At 38.0% G+C, this 22,103-nt stretch carries 21 protein-coding genes and 1 riboswitch; of the genes, 20 read left to right on the top strand and 1 reads right to left on the bottom strand.

Translation table 11 applies throughout. From position 1 onward, the window contains the following. Positions 1 to 210 precede the first annotated feature (210 nt). The 18 genes from pxpB to OWO01_RS02900 all read left to right on the top strand — a co-directional run bounded on the left by pxpB (position 211) and on the right by OWO01_RS02900 (position 16,720). A complete protein-coding gene (gene pxpB / locus OWO01_RS02985) occupies positions 211 to 927 on the top strand; it encodes a 5-oxoprolinase subunit PxpB (RefSeq protein WP_268778936.1) in 717 nt (238 codons plus the stop codon). Then, on the top strand, positions 921 to 1,922 hold the full coding sequence (locus OWO01_RS02980; protein ID WP_268778935.1) for a 5-oxoprolinase subunit C family protein: 1,002 nt from the start codon (positions 921 to 923) through the stop codon (positions 1,920 to 1,922). The genes pxpB and OWO01_RS02980 overlap by 7 nt, the downstream gene beginning before the upstream one ends. A 50-nt stretch (positions 1,923 to 1,972) precedes the next feature. Further along, on the top strand, positions 1,973 to 2,740 hold the full coding sequence (locus OWO01_RS02975) for a LamB/YcsF family protein (RefSeq protein WP_268778934.1): 768 nt from the start codon (positions 1,973 to 1,975) through the stop codon (positions 2,738 to 2,740). A 144-nt stretch (positions 2,741 to 2,884) separates the two neighbouring features. Then, positions 2,885 to 3,439, top strand: a complete 555-nt coding sequence (locus OWO01_RS02970) for an NADPH-dependent FMN reductase (RefSeq protein ID WP_268778933.1) — start codon at positions 2,885 to 2,887, stop codon at positions 3,437 to 3,439. Between the two features lie 231 nt (positions 3,440 to 3,670). Then, positions 3,671 to 3,780: riboswitch (SAM riboswitch) on the top strand. Between the two features lie 167 nt (positions 3,781 to 3,947). Then, on the top strand, positions 3,948 to 5,051 hold the full coding sequence (locus OWO01_RS02965) for a methionine biosynthesis PLP-dependent protein (RefSeq protein ID WP_268778932.1): 1,104 nt from the start codon (positions 3,948 to 3,950) through the stop codon (positions 5,049 to 5,051). A gap of 32 nt (positions 5,052 to 5,083) precedes the next feature. After that, entirely contained in the window at positions 5,084 to 6,190 is a 1,107-nt protein-coding gene (locus OWO01_RS02960) for a 5-methyltetrahydropteroyltriglutamate--homocysteine S-methyltransferase (RefSeq protein ID WP_268778931.1), read from the top strand. A gap of 346 nt (positions 6,191 to 6,536) precedes the next feature. Then, positions 6,537 to 7,556, top strand: coding sequence for a methionine ABC transporter ATP-binding protein (locus OWO01_RS02955; protein WP_268778930.1), 1,020 nt, complete (start codon positions 6,537 to 6,539; stop codon positions 7,554 to 7,556). Further along, complete coding sequence (locus tag OWO01_RS02950) at positions 7,556 to 8,215, top strand: methionine ABC transporter permease (protein ID WP_268778929.1); 660 nt, start codon at positions 7,556 to 7,558, stop codon at positions 8,213 to 8,215. Before OWO01_RS02955 ends, OWO01_RS02950 begins: the two co-directional genes overlap by 1 nt. 14 nt (positions 8,216 to 8,229) lie before the next feature. After that, positions 8,230 to 9,240, top strand: coding sequence for a uroporphyrinogen decarboxylase family protein (locus OWO01_RS02945; protein ID WP_268778928.1), 1,011 nt, complete (start codon positions 8,230 to 8,232; stop codon positions 9,238 to 9,240). Between the two features lie 172 nt (positions 9,241 to 9,412). Continuing rightward, a complete protein-coding gene (locus OWO01_RS02940; protein ID WP_268778927.1) occupies positions 9,413 to 10,237 on the top strand; it encodes a MetQ/NlpA family ABC transporter substrate-binding protein in 825 nt (274 codons plus the stop codon). An 87-nt stretch (positions 10,238 to 10,324) separates the two neighbouring features. Beyond that, the gene (proC, locus tag OWO01_RS02935) at positions 10,325 to 11,128 is read left to right on the top strand and encodes a pyrroline-5-carboxylate reductase (protein ID WP_268778926.1); all 804 of its coding nucleotides are present in this window, start codon (positions 10,325 to 10,327) and stop codon (positions 11,126 to 11,128) included. A gap of 21 nt (positions 11,129 to 11,149) precedes the next feature. Further along, a complete protein-coding gene (locus tag OWO01_RS02930) occupies positions 11,150 to 11,920 on the top strand; it encodes a VOC family protein (protein WP_268778925.1) in 771 nt (256 codons plus the stop codon). A gap of 122 nt (positions 11,921 to 12,042) precedes the next feature. Beyond that, positions 12,043 to 12,192 carry a hypothetical protein gene (locus OWO01_RS02925; RefSeq protein ID WP_268778924.1) on the top strand — a complete coding sequence of 50 codons (150 nt, stop codon included), beginning with the start codon at positions 12,043 to 12,045 and terminating at the stop codon, positions 12,190 to 12,192. Positions 12,193 to 12,222: 30 nt separating this feature from the next. Beyond that, positions 12,223 to 12,378, top strand: a complete 156-nt coding sequence (locus OWO01_RS02920) for a hypothetical protein (RefSeq protein ID WP_268778923.1) — start codon at positions 12,223 to 12,225, stop codon at positions 12,376 to 12,378. Between the two features lie 144 nt (positions 12,379 to 12,522). After that, positions 12,523 to 12,807 (top strand): hypothetical protein, encoded by a 285-nt coding sequence (locus OWO01_RS02915; protein WP_268778922.1) that lies wholly within the window; start codon positions 12,523 to 12,525, stop codon positions 12,805 to 12,807. Between the two features lie 131 nt (positions 12,808 to 12,938). After that, the gene (locus tag OWO01_RS02910) at positions 12,939 to 14,381 is read left to right on the top strand and encodes a DEAD/DEAH box helicase (RefSeq protein WP_268778921.1); all 1,443 of its coding nucleotides are present in this window, start codon (positions 12,939 to 12,941) and stop codon (positions 14,379 to 14,381) included. A 112-nt stretch (positions 14,382 to 14,493) separates the two neighbouring features. After that, positions 14,494 to 16,188 carry an FAD-dependent oxidoreductase gene (locus OWO01_RS02905; RefSeq protein WP_268778920.1) on the top strand — a complete coding sequence of 565 codons (1,695 nt, stop codon included), beginning with the start codon at positions 14,494 to 14,496 and terminating at the stop codon, positions 16,186 to 16,188. 268 nt (positions 16,189 to 16,456) lie between these two features. Then, positions 16,457 to 16,720, top strand: coding sequence for an AbrB/MazE/SpoVT family DNA-binding domain-containing protein (locus OWO01_RS02900; RefSeq protein WP_268778919.1), 264 nt, complete (start codon positions 16,457 to 16,459; stop codon positions 16,718 to 16,720). Between the two features lie 364 nt (positions 16,721 to 17,084). Here OWO01_RS02900 and OWO01_RS02895 read toward each other — a convergent pair whose 3' ends face one another. Then, complete coding sequence (locus OWO01_RS02895; RefSeq protein ID WP_268778918.1) at positions 17,085 to 17,987, bottom strand: ArsR/SmtB family transcription factor; 903 nt, start codon at positions 17,985 to 17,987, stop codon at positions 17,085 to 17,087. 271 nt (positions 17,988 to 18,258) lie between these two features. Here OWO01_RS02895 and OWO01_RS02890 point away from each other — a divergent pair, with 271 nt between their 5' ends. Together OWO01_RS02890 and OWO01_RS02885 are read left to right on the top strand one after the other, a co-directional pair. Next, a complete protein-coding gene (locus tag OWO01_RS02890; protein ID WP_268778917.1) occupies positions 18,259 to 21,198 on the top strand; it encodes an extracellular solute-binding protein in 2,940 nt (979 codons plus the stop codon). 14 nt (positions 21,199 to 21,212) lie between these two features. Next, positions 21,213 to 22,094, top strand: coding sequence for a carbohydrate ABC transporter permease (locus OWO01_RS02885; protein WP_268778916.1), 882 nt, complete (start codon positions 21,213 to 21,215; stop codon positions 22,092 to 22,094). The last annotated feature ends 9 nt before the right edge of the window (positions 22,095 to 22,103 follow it).

Raw genomic sequence — 22,103 nt, 5'->3', positions numbered from 1 at the left:
CAATAACATCAACTAAATTATAGCAAATACAAGCAGATAATCGGAAAATGCAGAGACAAATACCAATCACATCAATCATTCGTAAGAGTAAAAGGCTCATGTGCAACTCATAAATTTTGAATTTCCCTAGAAGATAATGATAAAATTAACCAATGGTATTATTATCCGAAATCTAATCCCAACCTTTTAATAATGAATTGAGGTAAATTGATGGAATATAAATTATCACCCATGGGAGATCAATCGATTCTAATTGAGCTAGGCAATACAATCGATTTAGCTACACATGATATTGTACAACATGTTGTCACATGTCTAGATAGCATGGATCACGCTTGGATCATTGAGTATATCCCGGCATTTACATCGATCACCGTAATTTATGATCCAGTTCAAGTGTTGGAAATAGAAGCGAATCCATTCAAATCTCCCTATCATATTGTAGCAAACATCATCGAGGAACAAATTCAACAGATTGCAGTATTGGAAACAAAAAAGCAGCGAACGATAGAAATTCCAGTCTTATATGGTGGAGAATATGGCCCTGACATTTCGATTGTAGCGGAACATAATCATTTAACGATCGAAGAGGTTATATCATTCCATACAGCAGGAGAATATACGGTGTACATGATCGGTTTTGCGCCCGGATTTCCTTATATTGGTGGACTGCCTAAAAGGATTGCAACACCCCGAAAAACAACCCCACGCTCGGTAACCCCTGCTCGTTCTGTAGGCATTGCAGGTGAACAAACAGGAGTTTATTCGATTGAATCACCTGGTGGCTGGCAAGTGATTGGAAGAACGCCGTTGGAACTATTTCAGCCGAATGATCCTGAACCGACACTATTACAAACAGGTGATAAAATAAAATTCAAATCGGTGACAAAAGAAGTATATGATCATTTGGAGGCAAAATTATGCTGAAAATAATCAAACCAGGTTTATTAACAACTGTACAGGATTTAGGAAGAACTGGTTACAGGCACCATGGTGTGGTTAGTAGCGGTGCGATGGATAGAAACGCGCATCGTATTGCTAATTGGTTGGTAGGAAACAACGAATCAAATGCTACGCTTGAGATGACTTTAATGGGACCGATTATAGAAGTTCAAGAAGACGCCCTCGTCGCGATAACTGGTGCAGACCTATCTCCGACGATTTTTGGCAAACCTATTGCCAACAATCGTCCGATTTTCTTAAAAAAGGGAAGTATCATTCATTTCGATAGAATGAAAAGAGGCTGTCGGGCTTATCTTGCAATTGGTGGTGGTATTAACGTCCCAAAGGTAATGAACAGTCGGTCTACTGATCTTCGCGCTAAGTTAGGTGGCTATCATGGTCGTAGCTTAGTAGCAGAGGATATACTCTACATAAGGAAATATAGTGAACACACGAAGCACACCATCTCCCATTTGCGAAACCAAGCAAATCAAATAGACGATTTTTATCAAGCGGATTGGTCGGTGGGACGAGTTTCTAAGATAGATAATACTTACCCGATCCGTGTTATGAAAGGTAGACAGTTTGATTGGTTTACAAAAGAAAGCCAAGCGTCATTAGTAAACAAACAGTTTCGTATTACCGCAGCTTCTAATCGGATGGGTTATAGGCTAGATGGAAATAAACTTAGCCAACTAAAATCACAAGAAATGATCTCTGAAGCGGTCCGATTTGGCACGGTTCAAGTCCCTTCAGACGGAAATCCAATCGTCTTAATGGCTGATAGTCAAACAACCGGTGGTTACCCGAAAATTGCGGAAGTAGCAACGGTTGATCTTTCAAGATTGGCACAGAAAAAACCAGGTGACATGATCGATTTTACTTGGATCACACATAAAGAAGCAGAACAACTGCTTATTAAACAAGAACGAGAAATGAAACAACTATTGGTTGGGGTGCAGTTAAGAAGTTACCGTTGAAAGTAAACGAGTTTCTTCTGAAGAACTCCAAAAATAATGGAGGTGAAACGATGCCAACAATTGATTTGAATTGTGATATGGGAGAAGGGTTTGGTGCATATCAAACCACAACAGATAAAGAAATATTACCTTACATTACTTCGGCTAATATCGCCTGTGGTTTTCATGCAGGTGATCCTGCGACGATGCAACGAACGGTTGAATTGGCTTTAGAAAATGATGTGGCTATTGGAGCCCACCCTGGCTTTCAAGACTTAGTCGGGTTTGGTCGTAGAAACATGGCTGTTACACCCAAAGAAGCCTATCAACTGGTTGTTTATCAAATCGGAGCGCTTGATGGATTTGTAAAAGCTGTTGGTGGCAAGATGCAACATGTTAAGCCACATGGTGCGCTTTATAATATGGCAGCAAAAGATAGTAGCTTAGCAGAAGCGATCGCCGAAGCAGTCTATCATGTGAATCCAGAATTGATTTTTTTCGGCTTGGCCAATAGTGCACTTGTGGAAGCAGGTAAACGAATTGGTTTACGAACAGCAAGTGAAGTCTTTTCTGATCGAACGTATCAAGCAGACGGTCTTCTGACTTCTCGAATGGTAGAAAATGCATTAATTACAGATCAACGTCAAGCCATTCGACAAGTAATGCAAATGGTGCTGAACCAACGAGTGCTGTCGACGGAAAAACTAATCCCCATAAACGCAGATACTATTTGTATTCATGGAGACAATTCCACGGCAATTGCTTTAGCAAAAGCGATTCATCGTGCACTTAAAGAAGCAAATGTGGAAATAAAGAAAGCTGGAAGATTCATTAGCTAATATACAATGCATAGGATAATGTAGGTTATCAGTTTAAGGTAACTTATTTTTTGAAAACATAAGCATATTACTAGAAATACGACAAGAAATTAGATATAATAAAAATATCTTGAAGTTGAGATATTATGAAAGGGAGGAATTTATATGTTAAAAATAGGTATTGTTATAGGTAGTGTAAGAGAAGGAAGAAATGGTGAGGCTGTAGGTCAATGGATGTATGATTTTGCAAAAAATCGTGCAGATGCAGAATATGAAATAGTTGACCTGGCAGATTATAACCTGCCTTTACTGGGGGCTCCGGTAAGCGAATCTGAGCAAGCAAAAGTAGAGGAAACTGTTACAAGTTGGAAAGAAAAAATGGCTTCATTTGATGGATACATCTTTATTGCGCCAGAGTATAATCATGCAGTTGGTGGCGCGTTGAAAAATGCGATTGATTATTTAAACCCAGAACTAAATAATAAAGCGGCTGGATTTGTAGGGTATGGTAGTTTAGGTGGTACACGAGCTCATGAAAACTTACGCTTAATCTTAGGGGAACTACAAGTTGCTGATGTACGGACTGCGGTAACCTTCTCCTTAATGACGGACTTTGAAAACTTCTCTGTCTTTAAACCAGCAGATTACCATGCCGATAATGCGAACATCATGCTAGATCAATTGTTAGCATGGGGCGGTGCTTTGAAAACTATCCGCTAAATAGGTGTTGAAATGAAGAAGTTGAATTTTCATCTTGGAGCAACTGTCCGTAAAACTTTCACTTCAAAACAACAAGAAAATGAAAGATGTTTCCATGAACGAACAAACATTAAGGGAGAAATTAAACCTTAATATTTTCTTTTATTCTTTTGAAAAAAATAGTTGCAATGTACGCTATAATGTATTAAACTTGCAACAAGTTAGATTTTTCGAAAAATTCTATATTATTTATTCTTATCCAGAGAGACGGAGGGATTGGCCCTGTGATGTCTCAGCAACCACCTTATTCGCAAGGTACGGTGCTAATTCCAAACAGACATCCAATGTCTAGAAGATAAGAAGAATGTTTTTGTTATAGACAAAAGACCTTCTTCTTAGGAGGTCTTTTTTTCTATTCTTTGTGTAAATCTCTGCAGAGTTACCGCGTTAAAAAATGGCTCTTTCATATAGAAGGATAGCCGAAGAAGATATTAATGAATTAAGTAATTTCACGGTGAGGAGGTTGCCAATGGTTGACAAGCATATAGAAACGACATTAGCACAATTAGGTAATCGCTCGGATGAAAAGACAGGCGCGGTTAGTCCGCCAATCTATTTATCTACTGCATATCAACACTCAAGTTTAGGACAATCGACTGGTTATGATTATACGAGGACGAAAAATCCTACTCGTACTATTTTAGAAGAAGGGATAGCCGAATTAGAATTAGGCGATCAAGGTTTTGCCTGTAGTTCAGGGATGGCTGCCATTCAACTCATTTTGTCGTTGTTCAAAACGGGTGATCACTTGATTGTTCCTTTTGATGTCTACGGAGGAACATACCGGTTGCTTGACCATTTTCAAGAAACCTATCAGATTCGAACGACTTATGCGAATTTTCAAGTAAAAGAAGAAGTAATCCGATCGATCACTTCTCATACGAAAGCAATTCTCGTAGAATCTCCAACCAATCCATTGTTGGAGGAAATTGATCTTGCAAGTTATGCAGAATTAGCCAAGAAACACAATTTACTGTTCATTGTCGACAATACATTTTATACACCGTATCTTCAACAACCAATCAAACTAGGCGCAGATATTGTGATTCACAGTGCAACAAAGTATTTAGGTGGACACAATGATGTATTAGCAGGATTGGTGATTGCAAAAGGAGAGCAATTAACAGCCAAATTGGCTTCACTGCATAATGATATTGGAGCTGTCCTTGATCCTTTTGATGCATGGCTTGTAATTCGTGGATTAAAAACTTTACCATTACGCATGCGGCAACACGAAAAAAATGCACAAGCAATCGTTGCTTTTCTAGAACAAGATGACCGAATAGAATCGGTGTTATATCCAGGTAAAGGTGGAATGCTATCTTTTCGATTAAAGGATGGAAACTGGGTAGAGAATTTTTTAGCAAATTTACAACTAATCACCTTTGCAGAAAGTTTAGGTGGTGTAGAAAGTTTTATTACATACCCAACTACACAAACCCATGCTGATATTCCAGAATCGGAGCGAATTAGTCGCGGAATTGATAATCGGTTGCTACGATTTTCAGTAGGAATTGAACAAGTCGAAGATATTATTGCAGATTTAGTACAAAGTCTAGAAATCTTACAATAAAACAATAATAAGAGAATGTGGAGGAAATTATTATGACAAAAAAAACACAGGTTGGGCCATTTTATGCAGATCATGTAGGCAGTTTATTAAGACCAGAACGATTAAAGAAAGCAAGATTGGATTATAAAAACGGCGATATTAGTTTAGTAGAACGTCGCGAAATTGAAACAGAAGAGATTAATCGGATTGTGGATAAACAAATTGAAGTGGGTTTAAAAGTGGTAACAGACGGGGAATTTCGTCGCGATTGGTGGCATATTGATTTTCTAGAAAATTTAAATGGGTTTGAAGGCTATGTACCAGAACATGGATATTTTTTCGAAGGTGTGGAAACAGAACCTTATGATGTACGAAACATTGGGAAAATTTCATTCAATGAAGATCATCCATTTATAAAAGATTATAAAGAATTTCATGCGATTGTGGATGGTCGTGCGGTTGCCAAACAAACTATTCCAAGTCCAAATCAGTTGTTTCATGGAGATATTATTAATTCAGATATTTATCCAGATTACGAATCATACGCAAAAGATATTATCCAAGCATACCGAGATGCGATTCAGGCTTTTTATGATGCTGGCGTTCGTTACTTGCAAATTGATGATGTTTATTTAGCAGCATTATCTTCGCCTGAGATTGATTTTGATCGCGGACCGTACAAACGTGAGTACCTTATTCAATTGGCTCTACGTGTTATTAATGAAGTGCTAGAAGGAAAACCAGACGACCTTATCGTTACTACACATATATGTCGGGGGAACTACCAATCTACCTACGCATTCGGTGGAAGCTATGGGTTCATTGCACCTACCATTTTTGCCAAAGAAAAAGTAGACGGATTTTTCTTAGAGTATGATGATGATCGTTCTGGAGATTTTGAACCACTAAAACATATTCCAAATGGTGGAGCTAAAGTTGTTCTTGGGTTGATTACGTCTAAACGTCCAGAATTAGAAGATAAATCATTAGTAAAAGCGCGAATTGAAGAAGCTACGCAGTACGTCCCATTAGAACAATTGTGTTTAAGTCCACAATGTGGATTCGCCTCGACACACCATGGAAATAAAGTAACAGAAGAAGATCAGTGGAATAAACTAAAACATGTTGTTTCTATTGCGAAGGAAGTTTGGGGAGAATAGTTTTCATTAGATAATCTTTATTCAGTGTTCCTATACGTGGAATTCTAGTTGTTATCGAGGGATAAGTAGCGTTAATGGTGTTAACAACTTCCGGTTTTAAAAGGTTTAGGTTTTAGGGAGAAACTTCAGTGAGGATCAAATCGCTAACGGAGAGAAGTTTCTCTTTATATGTTGTGAAAAAAACTAGCAGAATATAACGGTAGCAAAGTAAAAATAGGCAGTTTTTCGGTTGAAAAAACTTGCGTATTTTTACTTTTTGCTTTATTATAATACGTACTATTCCGATTAAACAGGTAAGGATTAAAAACCTATAGATAAAAAGCACAGTAAGGGGAGGGAGACCCTGATGATTATATTAGAAGATATTCATAAAGTCTACTTACGAAAGAATGTTGAAACAACAGCATTAAAAGGTGTAAGCCTTCAAGTAGACAAGGGGGATATATTTGGAGTCATTGGTTATAGTGGTGCAGGAAAAAGTACGCTTGTTCGGTTGGTGAACTATTTAGAAAGACCGACGAGTGGCAAAGTGATTGTTGACGGACAACTATTGGCAGATCGTTCGGCCCATGAATTACGACAAATTAAGAAAGATATCGGTATGATTTTTCAACATTTTAATTTACTAGAATCAAAGACGATTTATCAAAATGTTGCAATGCCGTTGATTCTTTCGAAAAAAGGGAAAAAAGAAACAAAAGAACGGGTTACTGAATTATTGGCGTTTGTTGGTTTATCAGATAAAGCAAACAGTTATCCTAACGAATTGTCAGGGGGACAGAAACAACGAGTAGGAATTGCCCGCGCGTTAGCGTCTAAACCGAAAATATTATTGTGTGACGAGGCGACATCTGCTTTGGACCCACAAACAACACAGTCGATTTTAGACTTGTTAAAAAAAGTAAACAATGAATATGGCATTACAATCATGTTAATCACTCATGAAATGTCCGTGATTCAAAAAGTTTGCAATAAAGTTGCTGTCATGGAAGAAGGCGAAATTATTGAGCAAGGCTCTGTTTTGGATGTATTTGGTCATCCGAAACATGCTACTTCAAAAAACTTTGTTCAAACCGTTGTCCGAACAGAGATTCCAGAAAATATTAAGCGGAAATTAGCGGTGCGAGAAGTTACTACACTAACAAAATTAGAGATGGTTGGCGATCATGCAACCGAACCAGTACTTCAATCGCTAATTAATAAGTTTCACTTGGATGTGAGTGTAGTTTTTACGAACATGACTGAAATACAAGATACAACCCTAGCAATCTGGTATCTACAAATTGAGGGGAAAGAATCAGATAAAAGAGCAGCATGGCAGTTCTTAGAGGAACAAAATGTTCGGTATGAGGAGGTTACTGTCTAATGTTTGATACAAATATTACGTTAAATCAGTTTGTTGAGGCTATTGGTGAGTCGTTTTATATGGTTGGTATGTCACTGCTAATAGGTACGATTTTTGGAGCAATATTCGGGATATTAATTGTTGTTACAAGGCCTGGTGGAATTATACCTTTTCCTATTGTGTATATGATCTTAAACCCTATCATTAACACCATTCGTTCGGTTCCGTTTATTATATTAATCGTTGCCTTGATTCCATTTACACGTTCCATTGTTGGGACATCGATTGGTAATAACGCGGCTATTGTTCCATTAATTATTTTTATTACCCCATTCATTGCACGTTTAGTGGAAAATTCTTTGTTGGAAGTAGGCCCTGGAATTATTGAAGCTGCTGAATCAATGGGAGCAACGCCGTTTCAAGTAATTTGGCATTTCATTTTACCAGAAGCATTTGCGTCATTGATTTTATCACTAACCACAGCAACGATTTCATTGATCGGTGCTTCTGCAATGGCAGGTGTAGTTGGTGCGGGTGGTGTTGGTAACATAGCCATTGTCTATGGTTATCAACGTTTTGATTCTTTTGCAATGTTCTCCACTGTCGTAATTCTAATCATTATTGTCCAAGTAATCCAATCAACAGGAAACAAACTTGCACGCATGATACGTCGTAACTAATGGAGGTCTATTTGATGACATGGAATAAACAAAAACGATTTGAAGCATTATTAGCAGGGAAAGAAGCAGATCGCCCAATTGTGAGTGGTTGGCATCACTTTTTGGAAAAGGAACAAACCGCTACTGATCTAGCTGAAGCGACCGTTGAATTTGCGCAGAAATATGATTGGGATTGGATAAAAATAAATCCACGAGCAACGTATTTAGCAGAAGCTTTTGGTAATACGTATGACTTTACCGATTATCGCTGGGTTTTCCCGAGACAGACACATGCAGTGGTTTCTTCAGCAAAAGATTTACCGAAGATTGAACAGGTGGATGTAAACCATTCAGCGCCATTACAGGAGCAAGTGGAGGCTGTTCGATTGATTCGTCAAGGATTGCCGGATACGCCAATTATTCAAACCTTATTCTCACCGTTAACCATCTTGATGTTTTTAACGGGCAACTCTTCCTATCATGATCAGACGATGTATGGAAGTGAAGATCCTGTCGTTTTTTCTACATTATTACAAGAAGATCGGGCAGGTGTTCATCGAGCACTCCATCAAATTGCTACCACAATGGCGGCATATATCGTTGAATTGGATAAGGCTGGTGTGAATGGACTTTTCTATGCAACAACAGGAACAGCGCATCCGAAATTGTTTGATTTGGCAACATTTGATGAATTTTCTCGACCATACGATATGATCGTACTTGATGCGATTAAAAAAGGTCGTATTTTGCACACTTGTGGACCACATGCGGATCCAGCGCGTTTTGATGATTATCCAGTCGAGGGTATTAGTTGGGATACCGAAGCGGAAGGAAATCCAGATCTAACGATTTCCCTTCAAAAAACGAAGGTCGGCGGCGTCGATCATCATATTTTCAAAGACTCAGATCCAGCAGTGATCGAAAAGCAAGCAAAGAAAGCGTTACAAGCAACAAAAGATGAGCCGTTTTTGCTTGTACCAAATTGTGCAGTTGCCGTAGATGCAACAGAAGAAGCGTTATTTACATTACGCAACAGTGTAAAATGAAGTGGAATTGCAATCAGTAAGGGTTGCTAGATATTCCTCCACTGATTGTTAGTTAAGCCTTCGCGGTGGAATCGAGAGCTACTCTCACCGAAACAACTTTCATTTTTTTGTTGTTTTGAAATGGGAGTCGCTCCATCATAAAAGAGAAAATATAAAAAAAGGGGATAGAAAAATGAAAAAATTAATGATGATCTTAGTATTAGCGGGAGTATTGGTATTAGCAGCTTGTGGAGATCAAGGAGATACAGATGGAGATGAAACGTCATTTGTAGCAGGTTTTGGTGTAGGGACTTATGAGGAACAGTTCCGTGAAGGTATTTTACCAATCCTAGAAGAACAAGGATTTGATGTTGACATCCGTATTTTATCACAAAATATGCAAGTGAATCCTGCTATGGATGAAGGTTCGATTGATTCTAGTGTATTTCAAAGTACTGCCTATATGGAAGCAATCAATGATGAATTAGATATGGATATGGTACGATTAACATTCGCACCAGGAGCACCACAAAGTTTACACTCTGTTCGTCATGACTCGTTAGACGCCGTTCAAGACGGTTCAACGGTAGCACTACCAAATGACCCTGTAAACCAAGAGCGTGCTGTACGAATTTTAGAAGATTTAGGATGGGTTACTGTAGCTGAAGATGCTGGTACAACGGACTTTAGTTTAAGCAGTGTTTCACCTGCTGCTTATGATATTGATTTTCAAGTATTAGATCCAGCACAAATTCTAGTTTCATTAGAAGACGTAGACTTTGGAATTATTAACGGTAACTATATTGCTGATGCAGGTATGAGAATTGCTGATGGGTTAGCAATTGAAAATACTCCAGAAGAACACCGTATCATTGTAACTGTTCGCGAAGAAGACGTAGATACAGAATGGGCGCAAGCATTAAAGGCTGCTTATGAATCGGAAGAATTTGAAGAATATATCACGAACCAATCAAAATATGATGGTTTCATTTTACCGTATGCATGGGAAGAAAGATAAGACATAAATGACAAAGACAATCGAAGCAGGGATAGGGAATCCTTTCCCACCTGCTTCTTTACATAAAAAATAAAAGGAGTAGATCTCATGGCTAACAAGCATATTCATTTTATTGGTGGCGGACAAATGTCTGAAGCAATGATCCGAGCGATCCTCACTAACGAAACGGTAAACAATAGTGAAGTAACTGTAACAGATATTGTTGAATCCAGAAATACATACTTAACAGAGACATATCATATTGAAACTGGGCAAGACCAGCGTGATTTTTTGAGAAAAGCCGATATTATCGTCATTGGTGTTCGTCCTCAAGATGATTTAGCACAGGTGGGTAAAATCATTCAACAAAATAGTAAACCAGAAGCAGTAATTGTATCTATTGTTGCAGGTGTAACACTTGAAAAATTCAGTGAATACTTAGGAAAAGATCGTGCAATCGTGCGGGTGATTCCAAATACATTAACAGACACAGGGCTTGGCTACAGTGGTGTCGCACTTAACGAACATGCAACTCAAGAACAAGTGGACTTTTTTATCAATGGTTTTGGAAAAGTGATGTATGTAGATGAGTCATTGATAGATATCTTTACTGGCTTTGGAGTGGCTGGTCCGAATTATGTGTATTATTTTATTGAATCTTTGGCAGATGCGGGTGTTCTGGCAGGTCTTCCTCGCGAGCAAGCATGGCAAGTGACATTGGAAAACTTAGTTGGAGCAGTTGAAATGTTAAAACGAACAGGCAAACATCCACGGCAGTTATTAGATATTAATAATTCTGCTGGCGGTGTTGGTATTAATGCATTGCATGAATTAAATAGTTCTGATTTCGCTGCGGGGTTACAGCGTAGTGTTTTAAAAGCGGTGCAAAGAACAACAGAACTTGGGGAATAATTGAAAGGGGAGTGAATCGGTATGGCAAAAATCAAATGGGATCATGTCGTTCATTATGTGAATGATTTGACTGCGGCTAAGGATGTTTTTGTGAGCAATGGGCTAATCGCTTTTGAAGGTGGTTCTCATAAACAGTGGGGAACATACAATGTATTAAGTTATTTTGGGTTAACATATCTTGAATTTTTGGCATTAGAAGATCGTGAACTTGCAGAGTCAATCGGCGATCCGAACGATGTCGTAAAAGATGCAGTCAAACATTTACCCGAAGAAGAAGTGCTAAGTCGATTAGCATTACGTACAGATGATATTGAAGCGGTGCGAGAACGGCTAACTGAACATGGCATTGAAGCAACACCGATTATGGCTGGTAAAAGAAATGATGCAAAAGGAAATCTAATTGAGTGGAAGATGATGACAATCCCTGGAGATTACCAAGGCTTGCCTTATCCGTTTGTGATTCAGTGGAATGGATCGGATGAAGAGCGTGAAGCACAATTAAAGGAAACGGGGATTATTCAAGAACATCCAGCTGGGAATGTCGTGATGGAGCGAGCGATTTTTCATGTGGAACAGCCACAAGCGGTTGCAGAACATTGGGCAGAATTATTTGACCTAGCGCTTGAGACGATAATTACTGATGAATCTAGCGCAGTTAAAACAGATAAACATGCCTTTGTTTTTCAAGTAGGAAGTGAAAATCGATTGCAGGTGATTGAATTTAGTACTGATAATGAACAATTAAAAGGAAGAAATATTAAGATAGGTGACGGAATTTATTCATTTCGTTAATTTTTCAGAAGTCTAGTTTTGCTGATGAAAGCAAAGCTAGGCTTTTTTTCTGTAAAGAAGAGAATCTATCTACTCTTGGAGAACGCGAGCAAAAGTGAAAAGTCGCGAGCAAACCGCGTAGAATGCGAATAAATCGGAAAAGATGCGAACAAACTGCGGAGAATGCGAACAAATCGCGGAGAATGCGAACAAATCCGAGAAGATGCGAACAAATCGCGAAGAATGCGAACAAATCCGAAAAGATGCGAACAAATCGCGTAGAATGCGAATAAATCGGAAAAGATGCGAACAAATCGCGGAGAATGCGAACAAATCCGAAAAGATGCGAACAAATCGCGAAGAATGCGAATAAATCGGAAAAGATGCGAACAAACCGCGAAGAATGCACGCAAAGTCGAAAAGATGCACGCAAATCCCGGAGAATGCACGTAAATCTGAAAAGATGCACGCAAATCTGAAAAGATGCACGCAAATCCCGGAGAATGCACGCAAATCTGAAAAGATGCACGCAAATCACGAAGAATGCACGCAAATCTGAAAAGATGCACGCAAATCCCGGAGAATGCACGCAAATCTGAAAAGATGCACGCAAATCCCGGAGAATGCACGTAAACACGAAAAGATGCACGCAAATCTCGAAGAATGCACGTAAATTTGAAAAGATGCACGCAAATCCCGGAGAATGCACGCAAATCGGAAAAGATGAACGCAAATCCCGAAGAACGCACGCAAATCGGAAAAGATGCACGCAAATCCCGAAGAATGCACGTAAATCTGAAAAGATGCACGCAAAATCCGAAGAATGCACGCAAAGTCGAAAGTTAGCTACCTCTCATACGCAACTTCAAATCGTCGATATAATTAAAAATAGTTTACTTGTCCTTTAGAAATATCAATTAGTGGGGTGAAATCTAAAATCCTCACTGATTGAAGTTTTTTCATCGATCGTTTTAGACATGATCTGTTCTTAGCGTGGTATACTGAAAAAGATAAAGACACACATTAGGAGAATTCATACATGAATACAGTTTTTGAACACTATCAATTAAGTCCGGAAATTCTAAGAGCGCTAGATCACTTGCATTACAAAGCTCCAACCGAAGTTCAGCAAAAAGTGATTCCTTATCTGATGAATAAAAGCGATTTGATCGTTCAAGCACAAACAGGTAGCGGGAAAACAGCGTCTTTCGCGATTCCACTTTGTGAAAATGTTGAGTGGGTTGAGAATAAACCGCAAGCACTTGTATTAACACCAACCAGAGAATTAGCACAACAAGTGGCTGAAGATTTCACAAACATCGGCAGATATAAACGAATCAAAGCGACAACGATTTATGGAAAATCATCATTTGTTAAACAAAAACAAGCATTAAAACAAAAAAGTCATGTTGTAATTGGAACACCAGGGAGAGTACTCGATCACCTAGAGAAAGAAACATTTCCTGTCGAAAAAATTAACTACCTTATTATTGATGAAGCAGATGAAATGCTGAAAATGGGATTTATTGATCAAGTATCTTCTATCATTGAAAAACTTCCAACAGAGCGAGTGACAAGTATTTTTTCTGCTACGATGCCAGATGAAATCGTTGCACTCGCAGATCAGTATATGAATCATCCGACGAAGGTAAAGGTTGCAAGCAAAGGAATAGTGGCAAAAAAAATCACCCACCAAGTGATGGAAGTAGAACAAATGAATAAATTAACTCAACTAAAAGATGTCCTGATTATGGAGAATCCAGATAGCTGTATGATTTTTTGTCGGACACAAGCGCGAGTGGATGAGTTAATGGAACAACTTGATCGACAAGGCCTTCCTTGTGATAAAATTCATGGTGGAATGATCCAAGAAGATCGCTTTGATGTGATGCATGATTTCAAAAAAGGAGTATTTCGTTATTTTATTGCCACAGATGTTGCTGCACGTGGGATTGATGTCGATAATGTTCCGCTTGTTGTTAATTATGATATTCCACTAGAGAAGGAAAGTTATGTTCATCGAATTGGCCGAACTGGTCGTGCAGGTCGGACAGGCAAGGCAATTACGTTTGTTACACCAAACGAAGTTCCATATCTAACCGAAATTGAATCATACATTGGAGTATCCATAGACAAAGTTACAGCTCCAAGTAGAGATGAGGTAGAATCTCATCGAGTTGATTTTGATAAAAAAATTCATACCAAACCAAACTTGAAGAAAGATCCGAGTGAGACATTAAACCGAGCAATTACAAAACTCTATTTTAATGGGGGCAAGAAGAAAAAGATTCGTGCCGGAGATTTTGTTGGTACCATTACTAGTGTGGAGGGCGTTGATGCCAATGATATTGGCATTATAACAATTGAAGATGGGCATTCTTATGTAGAAATTCTTAATGGTAAAGGCATGCTCGTTCTAGAAGCCATGAAACAAACAACAATTAAAGGGAAAAAGTTAAAAGTCCATCTTGCCAAAAAATAATCTAAAAAGACTTCTCCAAAATAGGAAGAGGTCTTTTTGACTTGAAAACAAATACCCCTAATGGTATTATAAGTCCATAATGATAAAAAGTTCAATCCAGGAGGAAACATAGATGAGCAAAAGAATACTAATTGTTGGTGGTGTAGCGGGTGGTGCTTCTGTTGCCGCAAGAGTGCGTCGCCTTGATGAACAGGCAGAAATTATCATGTTTGAGCGTGGTCCGCACGTTTCTTTTTCCAATTGTGCGTTACCATATCACTTAAGTGGTGCGATTGAAAATAGTGAAACACTCGTATTAATGAATCCAATCAAGTTTGAAAAACAATACAAGATTGAAGCAAGAACATCTAGTGAAGTCGTTGCGGTTAATCCAGAAGATAAGACGATAACAATAAAGGATTTGCAAAATGATAATATCTATCAGGAAAGCTACGATAAATTAGTTCTTTCTCCAGGAGCAAATCCGATTGTACCACCATTAAAAGGGGTAGACAAGAATCATGTTTTCACTGTTCGAAATGTACTTGATATTGAAAAATTAAACCGACACGTACAACAAGAACATATTGAGGAGATCGCCGTTATTGGTGGTGGTTTCATTGGTTTGGAAGTTGCAGAGAATTTAGTACATGCAGGAAAAAAAGTTACGATTGTAGAAGCACAGAGTCAAGTAATGGCACCATTTGATCATGATATGATTCAAATTTTGCACAAAGAAATGATCGGTCAAGGCATGGATATAGTATTAAATGATGGGATTGAAGCAGTAGAAGAGAATGCGATTGTGTTGCAATCCGAAAAAAAAGTTTCTGCACAAGCGGTTGTGATGGCGATTGGTGTTCGCCCTGAGACAACACTTGCTCAAGAGGCAGGACTTGAGATAGGGGAAACGGGTGGTATTAAGGTAGATCATAACTATTTAACGTCTAATAAAAACATTTATGCTGTTGGGGATGCCATTGAAGTGCATCATAAGATTACGGGACAAAAGACACGTCTTGCTCTAGCAGGACCAGCACAACGACAAGCACGCGCGGCAGCGGATCATATGTACAATATTCCACACCGGAATACCGGAGTAATTGGATCATCAGCTATTAAAATGTTTAACTTAAATGCGGCAGTAACTGGCATTAATGAAAAAACTGCTAAAGCAGCGAATATTCATTATGATTTTGTTTATGTGATTCCACCTGACATCGTTGGAATTATGCCTGACAGTAATCCATTACATTTTAAGTTGTTATTTGAAGTGCCAACCGGAAGAATCTTGGGTGCTCAAGCGATTGGAAAAGGAAATGCAGATAAGCGCATTGATGTGATTGCAACGATGATTACAATGAATGGTACACTTGATGATCTCAAAGAATTAGAATTGTGCTACTCACCAGTTTTTGGGACTGCTAAGGATGTTGTGAATGTGGCAGCATTGGTTGGATTAAATGTCTTAAATGGATACGTAAGGCAAGTGAAGGTTTCAGAGGTAAGAGATCTTGTCGAACAAAATGCTTTTATCTTAGATGGACGTGAAAAAAGTGAATATGATAAGGGACATTTTCATAATGCAATCAATATTCCGTTAAGTCAGTTCAGGCAACGTTTGGCTGAAATTCCGACCGATCGACCAATTTATTTACATTGTAGGTCAGCACAACGGAGTTATAATATGGTCGCCGCCTTGCAAAATCTTGGTTATGAAAATGTATACAATATTTCTGGTTCCTTCTTAGGAGTTTCCCTATATGAATACTTTACCGATCAAATGGAACATAGGCAACCGATTTTAACTAACTATAACTTTCATTAACCAAAACAAGTGCTCCTCAAATGAGGAGCACTTTACGAAATTTCAATTTAATACCTCAACTTGTAAGTAGGTTCGAGCTTTGTCGCAACGAAAACATAGTAAACTGATTATATTTGTAAAGACACGTTCTCATTGTAAAGTAATGGTTGTATGTTAAATAGATGAACCGATTAAGGGTAGGTAAAATTTTCATTTTTAAAAGCTTACAAAATCAACTTACTGTGTTATGCTAGCAGTAAATGAACTATAGTAGGGAGTAATGCATATCATGAAAAGTACAGGTATTGTTCGAAAGACGGATCATCTGGGTAGAATTGTTTTACCAAAAGAATTAAGAACTTCACTTGATATTGCAACAAAGGACCCACTAGAAATATTCACAGAACGAAATCGAATTATTTTACGGAAATTTAAACCGAAAAAGGAATGCGTGATCACCGGGGAAACAAGTGATGATAATTATGTGTTTTGTGATGGTAAGGTCATATTAAGTGAAGAAGGTATCCGGATTCTATTAGAAGAGTTAGAATAAAGTGAATCTTTTATTCGTAAGCTACCTTCATAACATTAAGAAATTCAAATGGTTTTAAGCAGTGACAGATTTTTATAAATACCTCGCTGCTTAAGTTTGGCTCTATCGACTGGGATTTTCCGAATAATTATTTTAGTAGTGATTGGGATTAAAATTAAAATCTTTTTTTAACCCAATTCACGAACAACACTCAGGAAATCCTTCAGAAATTATTGATTATATTTACGTATTAAGGTAAAAGTGAATTTTTTAAGGATCTTGTACGAATAAGTTGTGAATATGTGAACAAGAGTAGTTTTTCCAGTCAAAACATAACGAGATCGATAGGGTTATACACATCCCCCAACGATCTCGTTACTTTTTTTTAGATATAATATAATTTGAAAATGATGTCTTGCTCATGATTACCGAATTTTTTCCCAAATAACGTTACCCCACCTACGTGTTTTGCGTCTTCTCTCACTTCAATCCGTAGTGTCCAGCCATCGATTGAAACATCTAGATCATTGATTGTGAGATCTGAGATTTGGTCTCCATCAATATAAGTTCCTGCAGAAGTAATTTGTAATGTTTTTAAAAGTCCGTATTGATTCAGTTTACTTGGCCACCAATCTGGCGTCATTTTTCCGCGTTTGTCAGCAAAATCCCCAGGGCTTATCCATGAACCCATCTCATGACCATTTAATGAAAAGCTTATTTCAGAGGGCCATTCTGAGTTCGCTAATGGAAACTCGGATCCAATCTCAAAACTAATGTCAATTTGATGTAGCTGCTCATCTGGATTTAAATAGTTTGGTAGTTTATATTCAACAAACCCTTGCGTGAACCATAGAATTCCTGCATCTACACGTTGTGGTGCCATGAAGTATTTGGGTTGATCGAGTATGCCAATAAATTCTTTAGAGGAAGCAAGGCCACAAGTTGGTAGGACATCATAATCTGTATAATGACCAATTGGTACGGATGTCTCATGAATAGCATAAGAATCTTGAATCTTTTTTGGAAAGTTGATCTCCATATGTTCAACTTTTAGAAAAGAAACACGCTGTAAGCCAGATTTTCCGGGGATTTTCTCTGTGCGAATAATCCCGGCCTGTTCTAATTTCTCTACATGCTTAGATACAATCGGACTACTTAATTCGAGAGTATCTGCTATTTGTTTCAAATTCATTTTGTTTTTTGATAACAGCTGAATAATACGTAATCGTACATCGCTTGCTAACGCTTCATAGACAGGTAATGATTCTTTATCAATTTCTAACTGCATAATACTTTACCTCACATTCAATGGGATAGGGTTGCTTAAAGATAGAATAAACAATAATAATTTATGCTATGCAAAGAAGTAATGTTAAGTACAGATTAACAAAAAGGTTAATTAAAAGCAAAAAAATTTTTTTGATTCACTAATTTGTTGTTGACAACGCTTACATATACGTATATATTTATAAGTGATTAGAGGATAATTTGATTCGCAAGTGTAATAGTTGTAATCGTCAAGTTATCAACATACAATGAAACGTTTTGGGGTGATTATAATGCTACCTGTTAAGTTAAGTAAGTTCATACTAGGAATTATGATCTTATTATTGATTGTCTCACCTTTTTTTAATGTAAGTATACTAGCTGAAGAATCTACGACAGATGATTCTGTTGAAGTAGAATATGATGAATCACTAACCGTAGATGATCTTGTCGATGAAGACGATAACATTCTTACTGACCGGTATAGTAATTACATTAGAGGTACAGAAGACAAACATTTCTCGGGGAATGTTGTGAGGATTGAAGACATGAATGGCGTGCAATCAGATGCAATCCGTACACACGATGGAGAAACAGTCATTTATGCGGATCAAGATGAAGTTGTGAGTTTTGTAATAGAAGCACCAGAAACAGGTTATTATCAAATTGGTTATGAATATCTAATTTATGGTCAAAATGTGTTACCAACGCAAGTAGAGATGCGGGTGAATGGTAGTTTCCCTTTCTATGAAATGCGAAATTTAATTTTTGAAAGTCTATGGGAAAATCCAGATGAGATCCAAATTGATAAATTTGGCAATGAGGTTATCCCCCAACCATTAAAAGTTGATACATGGCAAACGAAATATATTATTGATTCAAGCTATCGAGATAGCGTCCCCCTATTAGTTGAATTAGAACAAGGGGAAAACGAAATTGAACTGACGATTACGGAAGGGAACTTACTTATACGGACAATTGAACTTGCTCCTCCAATAAGCTTTCCGCAACATGAGTCCTTACAAGTATCAGGTAATCAATTTATTGAAGTAGAGGCTGCAAATGAATTGGTGTACAGAAATAACTCTTCTATACGAGCGAATGCGTCTTATAACGTGGATTTAATCCCATATAATCCAGAAAATCGTGTTCTTAATCACATTGATCGTGATTCTTTCCGATATCCTGGACACAAAATTATGTACGAGGTAGAGGTTGAAGAAGCAGGTTATTATTATTTAGGTCTACACTATCAACAAAGAGCAAAAGCGGATTTTCCAGTCTTTATGAACATTAAAATTAACGATGAAATACCTTTCGAGTCATTTAATAACCATCCATTCCCGTATGTTTCCAGTTTTGAACATCATACATTTATCGATGATGCTGGAGAAAAAATTCCGATTTATCTGGAAGCAGGAACAAACACGATTAGCTATCAAATAACAATAGAGCCAGTTAAAGAAGCAATTGAACAAATTGAACGTTTGATCACGGAGGTCCAAACATTATCATTGGAGTTGACCAATTTGGTTGGTCCAGATGTTGATCGTCACAGAGATATCGATGTGGAGAGATATATTCCAGGAGTAATTGATTTACTAATCTCATGGGCAGATGAGATGGAAGATATTTATGAATCTATGAAAGCGTTTAATCCGAATCGTAATGAAGTTGGTGCTTTTTCAGGGCTTACCATTGCCGAGCAACAATTGCGTAGTTTGGCAGACCAACCAAATCGATTAGCGCGTAGAAAGAACGAGCTTTCAACAGGCACCAACTCTGTTACTGCATACTTAGGTAACTTACTACAAGACATTAATGACAATGGAGTAGCTATTGATAGGTTTTACTTCTATCAAAGCGAGCAGGATATTCCTAGTACAGCGAATTTCTTGCAAAGAACATGGGCGCGCACTGTGCGATTACTAAGGTCATTTGGCGCTCAAGATTATGCAACAAGTAACGTTAATGAAGAAAACTTACAAGTCTGGGTAAATAGACCTCGTCAATATGTAGAAATCATGCAACGACTTATTGATGAAGATTTTACTGCACAAACCGGAATCAATGTTGATTTGTCGCTTATGCCTGATCAAAACAAATTGATCTTAGCAAACGCAGCGGATGAAGCGCCAGACGTTGCATTAGGTGTTAACTATGCATTACCGTTTGAAATTGCTATTCGTGGCGCGTTACAAGATTTATCAGCGTTTGATGATTACGAAGAAACAGCACAAAATTTTGCGCCAGGCATGTTAGTTCCAGGAACTGTACAAAATGGTGTTTACGCTTTTCCTGATACAATGAACTTCTGGATTATGTTCTATCGTGAAGATATTTTAGAAAACCTTGGACTTGAAGTTCCAAATACAATCGATGAAGTTCGAACGTATCTACCAGAGTTGCAGCGACTTGGGATGAACTTTTTCTATCCGACTGCAGGTATGCCAGGTATGAAAATCTTTGCGGGTACAATGCCATTAATTTATCAGAGTGGCGGCCAGTTATATGGAGAGAACATTCATCGAACTATGTTAAATGACAATGCAACAATTGACGGTATGAGAACATTAACAGATTTATTTACGATTTATAATGTTCCGTATGATGTTCCAAGTTTCTACCAACAATTTCGGGATGGTTCGTTACCAATCGGAATTTCAGATTACTATATGTATAATCTGATTCTTAATGCCGCTCCTGAGATCGCAAACTCTTGGGATATCGCCTTAGTTCCAGGTGTTGAAAATGAAGCTGGCGAAGTTGAAAGGTGGTCTACCGGAGGTGCAGAAAGTAATATCATGTTTAGCGATACAGAGAAGACAGAGGAATCATGGGAGTTCATGAAATGGTGGTCTAGTACGGAAGTTCAAGTCGCGTTCGGAAACATTCTGCAAACAACTTACGGTCGTGAATATATGTGGAACACAGCAAACTTAGAAGCTTATAACGAATTACCATGGTTGAATAGTCATAAAAATGTGATTCTTGAACAATCTGAATGGATTGCTGAAGTACCACGTGTACCAGGTAGCTACATGCTCGAACGCGAGTTGAGTAACGCATATAATGCGATTGTGTTGGATGGAGAGAACTTACGAACTGCAATTGACTTAGCAAGTAAACGTGTCAATCGTGAAACAGACCGTAAGCTTGAGGAGTTTGGATTTATGCGAAATGGTGAGATTATTGAGCCATATCCAAATCCAGAATATAATTTTGAAGAATAACGGAGGACTAGGCTATGAACTCAGATAAAAAGAATCCGTATCTTTTTTTACTACCGTATATCCTATTGTTTACGCTTTTTATCATCGTTCCGGTTTTGATGGCAATTTCCTTGTCATTTACAAACTTCAACACGATTGAATCACCGGATTTTGTTGGTTTTCTAAACTATATCAATCTTTTAACACAAGATGAGATCTTTATGCAGTACGTATTACCAAATACAATACTGTTTGCAGTAATTGTTGGTCCAGGAGGGTACATTTTGGCCTTCCTGCTGGCCTGGACGTTAGCTCAGTTAACTCGAGGACCAAGAACGATTTTTGCTTTGATTTTCTATTCGCCATCAATGACAGCAGGTATTGCCATGGCGGTTGTGTGGCGAGTGATGTTTAGTGGTAACCAAGCAGGCTATGTAAACAGTATCTTCATGCAGTTAGGTTTCATTAGCGAGCCTGTCGTATGGTTACAAGATACAAGATTTATTCTCTTGATTATGATTATCGTTGCATTGTGGAGTAGTATGGGCGTCGGTTTCCTCGCAATGATGTCGGGTGTGTTAAACGTTGACGAAACACTCTATGAAGCTGGAGCAATTGATGGTATTAAGAATAGATTCCAAGAGTTAATCTATATTACGATTCCATCAATGAAACCACAGATGTTGTTTGGAGCTGTAATGTCTATTGTTAGTACATTCGCAGCCGGAGCAATCGGAGTACAACTTACCGGTGCGAATCCAACACCATCCTATGCAGGTCAATTGATGGTTAACCACGTAGAGGATTATGGTTTTATTCGATTTGAAATGGGATATGCAGCGGCATTATCAGTAGTGTTGCTACTCATCATATATCTCTTCTCTTATATTTCGAAGAAGCTGTTTAGTGAAACTTAAGAAAGGAAG

The sequence above is a fragment of the Natronobacillus azotifigens genome (assembly GCF_026805325.1).
GTDB classification, from domain to species: Bacteria; Bacillota; Bacilli; order Bacillales; family Amphibacillaceae; genus Natronobacillus; species Natronobacillus azotifigens.
Note: the sequence above shows the minus strand (reverse complement) of the source record. Positions and strands in the feature narration are given on the sequence as shown.